Source organism: Brevibacillus laterosporus DSM 25, from assembly GCF_002706795.1.
Taxonomy (GTDB): domain Bacteria; phylum Bacillota; class Bacilli; order Brevibacillales; family Brevibacillaceae; genus Brevibacillus_B; species Brevibacillus_B laterosporus.
The window spans coordinates 1941305-1956621 of record NZ_CP017705.1 but is presented as its reverse complement, the minus strand read 5'-3'; the positions used below and the strand labels follow the sequence as shown (position 1 = coordinate 1956621).

Annotated in this window: 11 protein-coding genes; 9 read left to right on the top strand and 2 right to left on the bottom strand. The window is 41.5% G+C overall.

The features are described from left to right. Positions 1-2 precede the first annotated feature (2 nt). From BrL25_RS09325 to BrL25_RS09310, 4 genes are all read left to right on the top strand, one after another. Positions 3-1265 carry a molybdopterin molybdotransferase MoeA gene (locus tag BrL25_RS09325; protein ID WP_018669657.1) on the top strand — a complete coding sequence of 421 codons (1263 nt, stop codon included), beginning with the start codon at positions 3-5 and terminating at the stop codon, positions 1263-1265. Between the two features lie 18 nt (positions 1266-1283). Continuing rightward, positions 1284-2315, top strand: a complete 1032-nt coding sequence (gene moaA / locus BrL25_RS09320) for a GTP 3',8-cyclase MoaA (RefSeq protein WP_026314973.1) — start codon at positions 1284-1286, stop codon at positions 2313-2315. A 290-nt stretch (positions 2316-2605) separates the two neighbouring features. Further along, positions 2606-4498 carry an OPT family oligopeptide transporter gene (locus BrL25_RS09315; RefSeq protein WP_018669660.1) on the top strand — a complete coding sequence of 631 codons (1893 nt, stop codon included), beginning with the start codon at positions 2606-2608 and terminating at the stop codon, positions 4496-4498. A gap of 66 nt (positions 4499-4564) precedes the next feature. Then, positions 4565-4924: a PqqD family protein gene (locus tag BrL25_RS09310; protein WP_018669661.1), complete on the top strand. Its 360-nt coding sequence runs from the start codon at positions 4565-4567 to the stop codon at positions 4922-4924. A gap of 52 nt (positions 4925-4976) precedes the next feature. Here BrL25_RS09310 and BrL25_RS09305 read toward each other — a convergent pair whose 3' ends face one another. Next, on the bottom strand, positions 4977-6344 hold the full coding sequence (locus BrL25_RS09305; RefSeq protein WP_018669662.1) for an aldehyde dehydrogenase: 1368 nt from the start codon (positions 6342-6344) through the stop codon (positions 4977-4979). Between the two features lie 109 nt (positions 6345-6453). Between BrL25_RS09305 and BrL25_RS09300 the strand changes: the two genes are divergently transcribed. The 5 genes from BrL25_RS09300 (at position 6454) to BrL25_RS09280 (ending at position 13797) form a co-directional block, all read left to right on the top strand. Next, the gene (locus tag BrL25_RS09300; protein ID WP_018669663.1) at positions 6454-7965 is read left to right on the top strand and encodes a DUF4153 domain-containing protein; all 1512 of its coding nucleotides are present in this window, start codon (positions 6454-6456) and stop codon (positions 7963-7965) included. Between the two features lie 334 nt (positions 7966-8299). Next, the gene (locus tag BrL25_RS09295) at positions 8300-10051 is read left to right on the top strand and encodes an ABC transporter ATP-binding protein (protein WP_018669664.1); all 1752 of its coding nucleotides are present in this window, start codon (positions 8300-8302) and stop codon (positions 10049-10051) included. A gap of 5 nt (positions 10052-10056) precedes the next feature. Beyond that, the gene (locus BrL25_RS09290; protein WP_018669665.1) at positions 10057-12084 is read left to right on the top strand and encodes an ABC transporter ATP-binding protein; all 2028 of its coding nucleotides are present in this window, start codon (positions 10057-10059) and stop codon (positions 12082-12084) included. Between the two features lie 16 nt (positions 12085-12100). Beyond that, positions 12101-13123 (top strand): DUF2804 domain-containing protein, encoded by a 1023-nt coding sequence (locus BrL25_RS09285; RefSeq protein ID WP_018669666.1) that lies wholly within the window; start codon positions 12101-12103, stop codon positions 13121-13123. Positions 13124-13176: 53 nt separating this feature from the next. Then, positions 13177-13797, top strand: coding sequence for a sterol desaturase family protein (locus BrL25_RS09280; RefSeq protein WP_099327241.1), 621 nt, complete (start codon positions 13177-13179; stop codon positions 13795-13797). Between the two features lie 58 nt (positions 13798-13855). On the opposite strand, the gene BrL25_RS09275 is transcribed toward BrL25_RS09280, so the two are convergent. Beyond that, positions 13856-15310 (bottom strand): catalase, encoded by a 1455-nt coding sequence (locus tag BrL25_RS09275; protein ID WP_018669668.1) that lies wholly within the window; start codon positions 15308-15310, stop codon positions 13856-13858. Positions 15311-15317: the final 7 nt, after the last annotated feature.

Genomic DNA, 15317 nt, shown 5'->3' with positions numbered 1-15317 from the left:
ATATGAATAGAACTCACCGATTTCAACGAAAAGCCCTTCGAGTTGAAGAAGCACAAAAGCGCATTCTTTCCCGAATAACAACCATGAATACGGAAGAGATCGCATTAGTTGACAGTATAGGGAGACGATTAGCTGATCCTATATATGCCACCAATGATGTTCCAGCTTTCCCAAGGGCAGGTATGGATGGGTATGCTATTAGGTGTGAAGGAATTGAGAAGGCTACACCAGCTGAGCCACTTACCTATCGGATTGTGGGAGATATTGCAGCGGGGAGTGCTCCCGCTATGAAGCTGAATAAAGGGGAAGCCGTTCGAATTATGACCGGTGCCAGCGTTCCCGAAGGTGCTAATGCAGTGATTATGTTCGAACAGACACAGGAATACGAACAAAATGAACAAGCTTTTGTACAGGTCAAACATAATGTAGGACAGGGACAGAATATTGCACAGGTAGGAGAAGAGATCCAAGAGGGGCAGGCTATTATAGAACCTGGGAGAATCATTCAGCCGGGTCAAATGGCATTGCTTTCTACGTTTGGCTATCACCGTGTAAAGGTAGTTGTTCCACCTAAAGTAGGTATTTTTGCTACAGGAACGGAATTGCTACCAATTGAACAGCCCCTGCTTCCTGGTAAAATTCGTAATAGCAACAGCTATATGGTCCAAGCATTGGTGGAAGCCTCTGGTGCGATCCCTTGTCTATATGGAATTATCCCTGATGATAAGGAACGAGCAAAAGCTTTATTGATAGAGGCTCTTCAAGAGATGGATATTGTTATTACCACAGGTGGCGTGTCAGTTGGTGATTATGATATTATGGCAGAAATCTTCCGTGAACAGAGTGAAGATATGCTGTTTAACCGGGTATCCATGAGACCAGGTAGTCCTACCTCAGCTGCAGTAATTCATAACAAATTATTATTCGGTTTGTCGGGGAATCCAGGTGCATGTTTTGTTGGTTTTGAATTGTTTGTAAAGCCAGCTATTCGAGCTATGCTGGGTGCTAAAGAGGCACTTCCTACCGTAATGGAAGCTTTTTTAGATACTGATTATGATAAGGGCTCTCCTCATGTACGTTACGAACGGGGCAAATTGTGGATAGAAAAGGGAATAGTAAAGGTAAAGTCGATTGGTGTGACTAAATCAAGCCACATGCTTTCTATACAGGATGCCAATTGTCTCCTTAAGATTCCTTCTGGTAGTGCAGGAGCAGCTAAAGGAGATTTAATTCAGGTAATCCCACTTCAGTACGATGTCACCTAAAGAAGGGAGCTGTGGCTAGTGAACCAGAAGATCTCACATACAAAAGTAACTGACCATTTGCAACGTCCATTGCGAGATCTGCGCATTTCTGTTACAGATAAGTGCAATTTTAGGTGCCGTTATTGTATGCCGGAAGAAATATTCCACAAGGATTTTCAGTTTCTCCCCAAAGAGAAATTGCTCTCATTTGAGGAAATAGAACGGTTAACCCACATTTTTGTAAATATGGGTGTCGAAAAAATCCGATTAACCGGTGGAGAGCCTTTACTGCGTAAAGATGTAACGGTATTGATACAAAAAATCAGTCAGATCGAAGGCGTAAAGGATATTGCACTGACAACCAATGGTTCGCTGCTAGAAAAGTTTGCTCTCCCTCTAAAGGAAGCAGGTCTTGATCGGGTATCTGTAAGCTTGGACAGCCTTGATGATGATCGGTTTGGATATATGAATGGGCGAGGAGTTAAAGTCAGTACAGTATTAAAAGGTATTGAGGCCGCACAGAAAGCAGGTCTTGGAGTAAAGGTAAACATGGTAGTACAAAAAGGGGCAACAGATCAGGATATACTTCCTATGGCCCGCTATTTTAAAGAAGCTGGGATTACGTTGCGATTTATTGAGTTTATGGATGTTGGCAATGCAAACGGCTGGGAGCTCAGACAGGTGGTGCCTAGTCTAGATATTTTAGAAATGATCAATCAAGAAATGCCGGTAGAACCTGTAGAGGCTGATTATTTTGGTGAGGTTGCCAAACGTTACCGTTATCAAGGAACCGAGACAGAAATTGGATTTATCTCTTCCGTAACGCAAGCGTTCTGCTCCTCCTGTACTAGAGCTCGCCTGTCTGCCGAAGGTTTTATATACATGTGTCTATTTGCTACAGAGGGAATAGATTTGAGAAGCCGTCTTCGTGATGGGACTAATGATGAAGAATTGGCCTACTATATTCAACAGCTATGGTCACATCGTAAGGAGCGTTATTCAGAAGAACGTCTATCAGCTACTGAGGGGTTACCACGGAAAAAAGTGGAAATGTCTCATATAGGTGGATAAATGGATGTAGCCAATTTTAAAAATGAAAAAGAAAGAGGATATAAGAACTTCCGAGTTAAGGTTCTGTACCCTCTTTCTTTTTTTGCCTCAAGACGTGATAAAGAATGCATCATGTAAGCATAAGAAAAAGGTATTTTTGGAATAATAACACCAAGAAACACTTTACAGTTTGACCAATAAATGGTTTTGGTGTAAATAATAAGATGTATTATATTTTATAGCACTCGCATTGTTCTTAAAAGTCTAAAAATTAGGAACTGCGAATCCATTTAAAGTTAGGGGGACTTTATATGAATGGTGGAAAATCTAATTCTTCCTCATTCGTCCCGTATGTTCCTGCATCACGTTCTTTGCCAGAGCTTACTGTGGTTGCAGTCGTATTGGGATTAATTTTAGCTGTTGTTTTTGGAGCAGCTAATGCCTATTTAGGCCTTAAAATCGGTTTAACAGTCAGTGCATCTATCCCGGCGGCTGTTATTTCGATGGCGATTCTACGTGGTATTTTACGTCGTGAATCTATCTTAGAGAACAATATTGTACAAACCATGACAACTGCTGGTGAAGCGGTTGCGGCGGGCGCTATTTTTACGCTGCCGGCTTTATTTTTATGGAATGTTGTACCTAGTCAATTAACGATCAGTTTCGTCGTGTTGACTGGTGGTTTTTTAGGGGTCTTAATGATGATACCGTTACGTCGTTTATTGATTGTAAACGAGCATCAAACATTGCCGTACCCGGAAGGAACTGCATGCGCAGAAGTCTTGATTTCTGGTGAAAAAGGAGGCAACAGTGCCAAGCTGGTCTTTACTGGGTTTGGACTAGGGGCTTTAGTTAAAGCGTTGGGTGATGGGTTTAAGCTATTCAAGACGGAAGTAGAGACAGGCATTGCTAATTTTAAAAATGCATTGATTGGATTAGATACATTTCCAGCTCTGCTTGGTGTGGGATATATTATTGGACCCAAAGTATCTGGAGAGATGATGGCAGGTGGAATACTTGCTTGGGTAGTCATGATACCAATGATTAGCTTTTTTGGTACACATAGTTCCCAGGCAATTCCGCCAGCTTCTGGATTGATTGCTTCCATGGATGCATGGGCTATCTGGGGAGACTATATTCGTTATATTGGAGCAGGTGCGGTAGCAACCGGTGGTTTAATTAGCTTAATAAAAACGTTACCAATATTATATTATTCGTTGCGAGATACACTCACAGGCTTAGGGAAAGGTAATAATCAATCGCTGGTGGAACGTACTGACCGCGATATTTCAAAGACATGGCTCTTACTTGGTATAGTAGCAATCATATTATTAATTGCCTTTTCACCGCTTACTGAAGTGGGGATGATAGGGGCTGTAGCAATTGCCATATTTGGATTCCTATTCGTTACGGTAGCTTCTCGTATCGTGGGATTGATAGGTAGCTCGTCCTCGCCTGTTTCAGGAATGACTATTGCTACCTTGCTAATTGTTACAGTGGTGTTTAAGTCAATGGGTGTAACAGGTCAAACAGGAATGGTCACCGCTTTGATTGTGGGAGCGATCGTGTGCACTGCCCTTGCTGTTGCCGGTGATATCTCTCAAGACCTAAAGACAGGGTATTTAGTCGGGGCTACACCATGGAAACAACAGATGGCTATGATGCTAGGGGTGTTGATTTCTGGCCTGGTTATTGGTTATGTCCTTGTTATTCTGCATGAAACATATGGAATGGGAACGAAGGATTTAGCTGCACCGAAGGCCGTTTTGATGAAAATGGTTATTGAAGGACTCATGGAAAATAACTTGCCGTGGGATTTAATCTTTATTGGTGCGGCTACTGCCATTTGTGTTGAATTCTTAGGCCTTCATTCCTTGACTGTAGCAGTAGGAATTTATTTACCAATCCATACTAGTGCGCCGATTATGGTTGGTGGCTTAGTTCGTTGGATAGTGGAGTATTACTCGAAGGATAAAAACCGTAAAAAGCTACGTCTGGAAAGAGGAACCTTGTTTGCATCTGGTCTAATTGCCGGTGAGTCGCTGTTAGGGGTTGTGATTGCTATGCTCATTTCAGCCAAAATAACACTGCCAGAGAATGTCATGTTTCAAAGTGGCATGGTAAGCACGGTGATCTTTGCAGTAGTAGCGGCTATCCTTTTATGGGTGTCTATGCGTGCCAAAGATCAGGGTAGTAGTCATTAGTGACTGGATACGAGGGTGTCATTTACTATGAAACTTGCTTATTAATGGGGTGTAGGTGAGGACAGCGTGTGGATTTTTACAAAGAAAAAACATGGAAATTTATTGACGATGAGGCCTATGTTGGCGAAACGGATTATGCTAGAGAAGTCGGAAGATGGCATCTCTACCGTTATTATCCCTCGCGATAGTTGGTTGGAACGCTTGTCTGTACGCTATTTGAGACAGCCAGCCGCCTTCCGAATCAAGCTAGACGTGCTGGGAAGCTATGTAATTGCTAGATGTACGGGCACGTATACGGTAGCAGAAATTGCTGAGGAAATACGACAAGAATTTGGTGAACAAGCAGAGCCTGTACTGCCCCGACTAAGCCGATTCTTTCAAATGATTGAAACGAACCAATGGGTGACGTGGAGAGAGCGCGAATAGAACAAAGCCAATGACTGATCTAATGAGATCGATCATTGGCTCTTGTTATGATTTATTTAAAAAACCATTTTATCTTTTTTAAAGCTTGCTTGGTGGTATGATAGCGAACAGGAATGTCAAAGAGTGTAGTTTGCTTCAGCACACTTTTTTGATGAGAGAAAACATCAAAGCTTCCTTTTCCATGGTAGCTACCGATACCGCTATTACCAACCCCACCAAATGGTAAATAGGGAGTGGCAATATGAAAGATTGTGTCATTAATACAACCACCACCGAAGGAAAGATGGGATAAGAGTAGCTTCTCTGTCTCTTTACTTTCTGTGAAAAGATAGAGAGCCAGTGGCTTTGGTTGGGTACTTATTCTGGAAACAGCTTCAGCCAGCTCATCATAAGTCAGGATGGGGAGAATGGGTCCAAAAATCTCGTCCTGCATGACCGGGTCTTGCCATGTTACGTTATCCAAGAGAGTAGGCTCAATAGCTAGTGTACTAGGGGTTACATTTCCCCCATGGATGATTTTTTCCTGGTCCAGATACGAAAGCAACCGCTCAAAATGTCGTCTATTTACAATGTGAGTATAATCCGGATTGCTTAGAGCGTCAGGATAAAGCTCTTGAATAGAGGTTTTGAGCTGTCTAATTAGTTCCTGTTTCACTGATGAGTCCACAAGTAAATAATCTGGTGCCACACAGGTTTGACCAGCATTTAAAAATTTTCCCCAAACGATTCGCTTAGCGGCCAGACGCAGGTTAGCATCTCGATGTACAATGCATGGACTTTTTCCGCCTAATTCAAGCGTGAATGGAGTCAGATGCTTGGAAGCTGCTTCCATTACCACACGACCAACAGGGACACTACCTGTGAAAAAGATATAGTCGAATTTCTCCGCTAGCAATTGATTGCTAACCTCAATACCTCCCTCTACTACACTAATAAATTCAGCAGGGAAGGTCTGTTCAATTAACCGCCGAAGAAGGTCGGAGGTTCGGGGGGTAAGCTCTGATGGCTTGATAACAGCACAATTCCCGGCAGCAATAGAACCGATTAAAGGCAGTAGAGCGAGTTGAAACGGATAGTTCCATGGGGCGATAATTAGTGTAACACCATAGGGTTCAGAATAAATGTAACCCTTGGAACCGAAGTGAGTGAGAGCTGTTTTTACTCGTTTTGGTTTTGCCCAGCCCTGTAAATGTTTACAGATATATCGAATCTCCTCTAGCACGATTCCAATTTCAGTCGAGTAGGTTTCAAATTGTGATTTATGCAAATCTGCCAGTAGAGCTTGATAAATTTCTTGTTCGTGCAACATGATGGTACTTCGTAGTTTTTGGAGTGCTTCTATTCGGAAAGCAACGTTTTTCGTTTGTTGCGAGTGAAAGAATTGATGTTGCTTGGAAAGTAAATCTTGAATAGGATTCATAAGTGCCTCCTCTCATTTTACATTTACGTATGATGAGTTTATCATCGACAGAATACTTATCCAATATTATGCTTTTGAAGATACAGCAGAGCATAGGAGGGATCTTGCTATGATAGATGTTGAGTCCAAACGAGTTAGATGGGCCTTTATCTTCTCCATTCTATTGGGTATTCTATTTAAAATGTTATTTACAGAGTTTATGCTGGGAGTTTCATACCCATTATATTTGACAGCGATGTATTTGATTTTCCTCTACTTCTTTCAACCAGATGTAGCTTGGCAATCGAGCTTTGGGTGGTTTCTATCCATTCCGATGTTCTTACTTTCGCTTATGTTTGCTATTTATGAGCAGCCAGCATTCCGTTTAATTAATTTTCTGCTTATACCTTGTTTATGGATTCTTCATACCTTGCTAATCACAAATAGAAGGCTAGAGAAGACTGGATTATTAGACAACTTGTTCTTCATTATCGACTTACTCCTTCTTAGATATTTGTGCAGTATAGGTACCCCATTTAAATTATGCACAGCATGGTTGAAACAACAGGGGAATCCTCAAACTCTTGGGCAGCTTGGTAAAGTTGTTATTGGCTTACTTATATCGATTCCCATTTTCCTCATTGTGGTTCCGTTGCTGACTTCTGCTGATTCCCTGTTTCGGCAATTTATTATCACAATGCCTACGTGGAGTGGGCTTTTGTCCATTTCTGGTTGGTTTATTAATATAGTAGTGGTTCTAGTAAGCGGAATCGGTTTTTTTGTATACTTGGTTGCTTTAGCTACTCAGCAAAAGGAACAGCTTGTTGAACCGACTGCTCTGCCACAGGAATCAAGTCATGATCAGTCAAAAATAGGATATCTTGATTTTACGGTGGGTGTCACGATCTTATTGGTGTGTAATGTGTTGTATGTGGTATTTGTAGGCTTTCAAGTTTCTTATTTATTTATGGGAGCAAATGGATTACCTGATGGAGTAAGCTATGCGGAATACGCCCAGAATGGATTTTATGAACTAGTAAAGGTGTCATTTTTCAATTTATTACTCTTGTTACTCAGTCTACATTTTATAAAAGGAGACACCCTACTCAAGAAGAGAATTATTAATCTGTTACTGACTGTCCTTACTATAAGTACACTGTTTATGCTTTATTCGGCTCATGTTAGGCTCCAGTTATATGAAGAGGCATATGGTTTCACCTTTCAACGAATCATAGCTCGCTTGGCAATGGGATGCCTACTAATAGCCTGTGGAGTGACGTTATATCAGATATGGAAACGTACATTGCCGCTTATAAAGGTATTTATAATGATAGGATTATGTGCATATACGCTAATAAATGTGATAAATATAGATCATTGGATTGTAAAATTAAATATAGAACGATATCAAGCAATTAAGAAGATAGATATAGATTATTTAACTACTTTATCACTTGATGCGATCCCTACCTTAGCGGCTTATGCGGAGAGTGAACCAGAGTTACGTGAGAAAGTAAGCCGAATTTTAGCTAGTTATAGTGTAGATGATGAATCAAATAAACATACGTCTTGGAGTTCGTTTGTTTGGTCGCGCTATCGAGCGAATCAAATATTGCATGAATACGTAGAGAATGAACTATAAAATATTCTGAAAAATAGATTGACGCACTTGAGGTAGTGAGGTAGAATTTGTAAATACAAAAGTGAGCCCAAAAGGAAAAGGAGATGAGTAACATGAGAATGATGTTGTTTCCCAATGCAAAGCAAATACAATTTCATATCTCCTGTAAGCTATCTCTTATATCCAAGGCATCACTGTCTTGATTGAGTGTAGGTAAAAAATAAGAGCGTAGGTTACAGAATTTTGTACGTGCGCTTTTTATGACAGAATGGGTGTAAAGACATGTCGCACATAGTGACGTGTCTTTTTTGCTTCTGTCAGATGATAGGTTCATGCGAGAAGGGAGAGAGAATGCATGATAGCTGTGTTTCAAAAGTTAGGCTGGTTTTTCCGTGAAGAGTGGAAGAGATACTCCATTGCAGTCGTTTTTTTGGTGATCAATGGTGTGTTGGAAGTCTTACCACCGAAGCTAATGGGGACGTCGATTGACCAAATTTTTGCTGGCTCTATGACAACCACAAGATTGTTCCTCATGATTGGATTATTACTAGCAATCGCTTTAAGTAATTATGGCGTCACTTATATTTGGATGAAGAATCTGTTCGGAGGCTCTTTTTTGGTTAGTAGGAAATTACGTTCCAACTTAATGGGACAATTTTTAAAAATGACGCCAACCTTTTATGAAAAAAATCGGACGGGAGATCTGATGGCCCGGGCGACGAACGATATTCAAGCAGTATCACTAACAGCTGGGTTTGGCATTCTTACCTTAGTTGATGCGACTGTATATCTAGCGGTTATTTTGCTCACGATGACGGTTTTAATTAGCTGGAAGCTTACCTTAATTTGTATTTTACCAATGCCGTTGGCAGCCTACGTGTTGAGTAAGTATGGGGAGATGCTTCATAAAAGATTTATGGAAGCGCAGGATATTTTCGGAAAAATGAATGACCAGGTCCTGGAGAATATTTCAGGTGTCCGGGTGGTTCGAGCTTATGTACAAGAAGAGGCAAGTCGGAAGAGCTTTCGTGAAATATCTGAGGAAACGTATAAGAAAAATCTGTCCGTTGCCCGGATCGACTCACTATTTGAGCCTACGATGAAATTGTTAAATGGTATAAGTTTTCTACTAGGTATCGGGTTTGGTGCGTATTATGTTTATCATCAAGAAATTACGATAGGCGATATGATTTCATTTAACATTTATTTAGCCATGCTGTCTTGGCCGATGTACGCTATCGGGGAGTTAGTTAATATTATGCAACGGGGTAATGCTTCTCTGGATCGAGTGAACGAAACGCTTGCTTATGAACCAGATGTTCAGAACGAGCACAATCTAGTGGATGTGCCAATGCCTTCTACAATCTCTTTTCAGAATGTGACATTCCGTTATCCTTCATCTGAGGTAGATAACTTGAGAGATGTAACGTTTGAGCTGAACCGAGGGAAGACCTTAGGAATCGTTGGACGTACAGGCAGCGGTAAGACAACTCTGATGCGTCAGCTCCTGCGTGAGTACCCGTTAGGTAAAGGAGAAATCTTGATTTCAGGAACTCCCATGCAAAAAATTGCAGTAGAGCAAGCAGTTGGCTGGCTTGGATATGTTCCGCAAGGTCAAATCTTATTTTCTAAAACGATTCTACAAAACATTCGATTTGGTAAACCGACCAGCTCTATGGCTGATGTGGAGCATGCATTGGTTATGTCAGCTTTCCAAAAGGATATTACCTATTTACCAGAGGGCTTGGATACGATGGTTGGGGAAAAGGGCGTTTCCTTGTCAGGAGGTCAGAAGCAGCGTGTCTCCATAGCCCGTGCTCTAATAGCAGATCCAGAGATTCTTTTGCTAGATGATGCCCTCTCTGCGGTGGATGCTAAAACGGAGACTGAAATTATTACTCATATTCGTGCGGAGCGGACAGGTAAGACCACATGGATTACGACGCATCGCCTGTCAGCAGTTCAGCATGCCGACTTAATTCTAGTGATGGACGAGGGAACAATTGTTGAACGTGGGACTCATGATCAGCTTATGAAACAGAATGGCTGGTATAAACAACAATATGAACGACAGCAAATCGAGGCAACTTTAACAGATGGAGAGTGAGAAACATGGGTAGGCCTTCTAAAAGGTTATGGCAATATGCCTTGCATTTTAAGAAAACACTCATCTTGGCTTTAACCATGCTATCATTAGCGGTTGCAGCTGATCTGATGGGACCTATTTTGGTCAAACAGATGATTGATGTCCATATACGGGGTATTGAGTATAGTTGGTACCAGAGTGAACAGGGGAGCGAAGCTGTTGCTTACCGGGATCACTATATAAAACGAAGTGATCATTGGTTACCGGGTGAGCAAAAGGGTAAAGAAGTCCGCATTCTACAAGTCGGGCGAGACTATTACTTCATTGATCAACCAATAGCATTTGATGGAGAACGAACAATCGAAAATGGAAATCTCCTGATTCAAAATGGTGCGGACAGAGGAGTATACCCTGCTGAAAAATTAACGACAGCGGAAGTGTTTGCTCTATATAAACCGGAAGTACAGCCGCTCATTACCCTTTGTTTGATTTATTTTGGCTTATTAGCCCTGATTTCACTCTTGTTATATGTAAAAAAGTATTGGTTACAAATCTCAGCGAACCAAATCATTCAGAAGATGCGTGTAGACGTCTTTGATCATATTCAGCGGCTTCCAATTCAGTATTTTGACAATTTACCAGCAGGAAAAGTGGTTGCACGAGTGACGAATGATACGGAAGCAATCCGTGATCTATATCTGACTGTGCTTTCGAACTTTTTTACGGGGATCATCTATATCACTGGTATTCTGATTGCTATGTTCTTATTAGAACCTATGCTAGGTACCATTTGTCTTGTGATCATTCCGATTTTGATTGTGTGGATTTACGTCTATCGATATTTCGCTTCCCGTTTTAACCATGTCATTCGAGCAAGAATCAGTGATATTAATGGGATGATTAATGAATCGATTCAGGGGATGACTATCATTCAGGCTTTCCGTCGTCAAAAGGAGACAAGGGAAGAATTCGAGGAATTAAATTATGATCATTTTAAATACCAAAACAAATTACTGCTACTAAACTCACTTACTTCCCATAATCTAACCAACTTCTTGCGTATCATAGGGTTTGCCCTGCTGCTATGGTATTTTGGAGCACAGTCTTTAACGCTGGGCAATGTATTGTCGCTTGGAATGATGTATGCCTTTTTGGAATATATGGTTCGGATATTCAATCCGATTAGTGGGATTGTTAATCAATTACCCCAATTAGAACAAGCATTGGTGGCAGCCGAGCGCGTATTTGAATTAATGGATGAACCGGGTATTCCAGTAACAGATGGTAAAATGGATAGATATAGGGGGAATGTAAAATTTGAGAATGTATGGTTTGCTTACAAGGATGAGGAATATGTGCTGAAAAATATCTCCTTTGAAGCTAAGGAAGGTCAAACCATCGCATTGGTTGGTCATACAGGATCAGGTAAAAGCTCCATCATGAATGTTTTATTTCGATTTTACGAATTTACGAAAGGGAAAGTAACCATTGACGGCAAGGAGATTCAGGAATGGCCGAAACAATATGTACGTCAGCATATGGGAATCGTACTACAGGAACCATTCTTGTTCACTGGAACGATTGCTAACAATGTCAGCCTTGGCGACCCAACTATTTCTCGGGAAAGAATTGAGAAAGCCCTAGATGATGTAGGGGCCAGACAGTTGTTTGCCCATCTAAGCAAAGGCTACGATGAGCCTGTCGTGGAGAAGGGGAGTACGCTATCAGCGGGTCAACGTCAAATCGTGTCATTTGCTCGTGCCCTTGCTTTTGACCCAGCAATTTTAATTCTAGATGAGGCAACAGCTTCTATTGATACTGAGACGGAGACCATCATTCAACAGGCGTTAGATGTAGTAAAAAAAGGACGTACTACCTTTATTATCGCACATCGACTCTCTACTATTCGTCAGGCAGATTGCATCCTCGTGCTTGATAGAGGGGAAATTGTGGAACGAGGTAACCATGATGAATTAATGCTAGTAAAAGGCAAGTATTATCAAATGTATCAGCTGCAACAAGGTGAAAAGCAAGAAATAGGGGTAGAAGGCTAATTAGGGGGAGGACACTATGGCGTTTCCTGCTAATGTTGAAAGAGAAATTACAGAGCATACCGTTCTTTGTGACAGACGGGGAAAATTGCGACCAGAGGCCATTGGCTGGTCGCGTTACCCCTTGCATGATTGTCAGATATCAGGACATAGGGGACGAAAAAAGAAATGGAATTTTTGGTTTATTATAAATAATCAAGTTATTATTACGGTGGCAGTTTGTCATTTGGATTATATTGGGTTAGCGTTTTTTCATTTGATCGATCTTCAATCGGGCCAGAAGGTGGAACAAACGATAAAGGTCCCCTTGGCGAGAGGAATATATTTGCCTGATTCCGTTCATGGGGACGTTCATTTTGACCATAAGAAGCTCCAGATTTCTTTTACTCATAACCAGACGACTACAACGATCTTGGTTGATGGGGTGACAAGTCAAGGGATAGCTTATTCAGTAGATATGAGTATCTCAGAGACTGCCGAGGCCTTACATATGGTTATTCCCTGGGCTGATACCAGATTTCAATATACAGCAAAGCAACCGGGAAGAGCAGCGGCAGGTACAGTACGCGTAGGCAGTAAGCTTTACGACCTTACACAGGAAGTAACATCAGCAAGTCTAGATTTTGGTCGTGGTATTTGGCCTTATGTGACCCAATGGAATTGGATGACTTGTTGCTTTCGATGGAGGGGAAGCTGGTGTGGGTGCAATCTCGGAGCTGGTTGGACAGATGGAACGGGAATGACTGAAAATGGCTTATTGCTTCAACAGCGTGCCGAAAAAATAACAGAACCGATTCAATTCCTCTACGACCCAAGCTCACCCATGAAACCCTGGCGCATAACAACTACTAGTAGCGACCGAGTTCAACTCATCTTTACACCCATTCATTATCAGGAGAAACGTGAAAATTATTTGGTATTATCCTCTCATTTACAGCAATATATTGGAAAGTATAATGGAACCTTACAAACGGAGGCCAACGACCAAATTAGGATAGAGGATGCCTGGGGAATCTGTGAAGATCAGAAGGCACGATGGTAACCATGCAGGCAGGTACAATCATTTTAAAGAGATAGAAAAACAGGGGGTTTAATTTGTTGAGGGAGTATGTTAAACAATATTTTAGCCAATTCGATGTGTTAGTGATCAGCATTCTGTTTGTTTTTGGCTTTTTGTGGTTAATTCCCGATATGGAACGTATTCATATATGGATGGCATTGGCGATCGGGATGCTTTCCTACGCGATCAGCGAATACCTCATCCATCGATTTATCTTTCATATGAAACCACCAAACGTACGTTGGCTTCTGACAATGCTGAAACGATTGCACTACGATCACCATGTAACTCCTGATCAATTACATCTATTGTTCCTGCCAGTCTGGTATAGCTTGCCTTTGATCATCATAGCGGGGAGTGTGGCCTTTTTCATCACAAAGGATTTTTCTCTGATGGTTGCATTCGTAACAGGGATTATGGGTTACCTACTTTATTACGAATGGGCTCATTATATTGCACATCAGCCTGTGCAACCGATCACCCCATGGGGAAGATGGATGAAGAAAATGCACCTCTGGCATCACTATAAAAACGAAAACTATTGGTACGGGGTAACCAATCCTGCCCTTGATGTATTATTAGGTACCTATAAGAATGAGAAACAAGTGAAACGAAGCTCAACAGCGCGTAATTTAGAACAAAGCGATATGAAATAAAAGCAGGAAGCCCATCTCTTATACTGTAGAGATGGGCTTATTATGTTGTTGCTAGTTGTTATTTTACATAGGAGCTAATGTCTACATTCAGAGCACTTGCGAGGCGCATTCCGAATTCTCGATCTGCACGGAAGAAGTTACAAATGGCAAGCATTTTTGTACGCTCATGAACAGTAGCCAGATCGTTAGCAAGATTGGCAATCAAGTTGACTTTTTCTTCCGGACTATAGCTTCGATAACGTTCACCAGCTTGGGCAAAATCATTAGGTTTCTCAATTTTTTCACGACTAACATATCCAACAAGAGGTGTTTCAGACTCCTTATATGCAGGATCTTCTACCGGATTCTCCGCATGTCGGCTTGGTTCATAATTAACAGGAGAGCTTTGCTGCTGGAATTGCATTGCACCATCACGCTGCTGATTATGGACAGGGGCATACGGACAATTAATTGGGAGTTGCAAGTAGTTAGCTCCTAAACGATAGCGCTGTGTATCAGGATAGGAGAACAAACGTCCCTGCAAAAGCTTATCTTCTGATGGTTCGATACCTGGGACGGTTGCACTTGGGGAGAAGGCTATCTGCTCTACTTCCGCAAAAAAGTTTTGTGGGTTGCGATTCAGAGTCATCACGCCCACTTCCTGTAGTGGATAGCTTTGTTCATCCCAAATTTTTGTCGGGTCGAGTGGATCATAATCCAGAGAGTCCAATTCATTTACAGGCATGATTTGAACATAGAGTGTCCATTTTGGAAAGTCACCAGCTTCAATATGATCGTACAAATCACGGGTAGCATGGTTAAAATCTTTTGCCTGAATCTCTGAAGCCTCCTGGGCAGATAAATTTTTAACACCTTGGGCAGGTTTCCAGTGATATTTCACATATACGACTTGGCCTTCTGCATTTACCCATTTGAATGCATGGACACCAAAACCCTCCATTTGGCGATAGTTAGCAGGTGTACCATAGTCAGAGAACAACCAGGTGAGCATATTTGTTGATTCAGGAGTTAGAGTCATGAAATCCCAATAACGATCCGGTGTTTGGAGATTTGTATCAGGAGATGGCTTTAGGGAGTGAACCATGTCAGGAAATTTTAGAGCATCACGAATAAAAAACACAGGTAGATGATTACCGACTAGATCATAATTGCCTTCTTCTGTATAAAATTTGGTGGCAAAACCACGTGGATCACGTAGTGTCTCTGGGGAACCCTGACCGTGAATAACTGTGGAGAATCGTACAAAGACAGGCGTCTTTTGACCTGCTTTTTGCAGAAAGGCTGCTTTTGTAAATGAGCTCATATTTTTCGTTACTACGAAAATCCCATGTGCACCTGAACCTCTAGCATGCACCACACGCTCAGGGATTCTTTCTCGATCAAAATGAGCTAACTTTTCAATTAAATGATAATCCTCTAATGTCGTAGGCCCTCTTCTTCCAGCAGTACGAGAATTTTGATTATCTCCTACAGGGACACCTTGATTTGTAGTTAAACGTGGTTTCTTATCCATATATAAA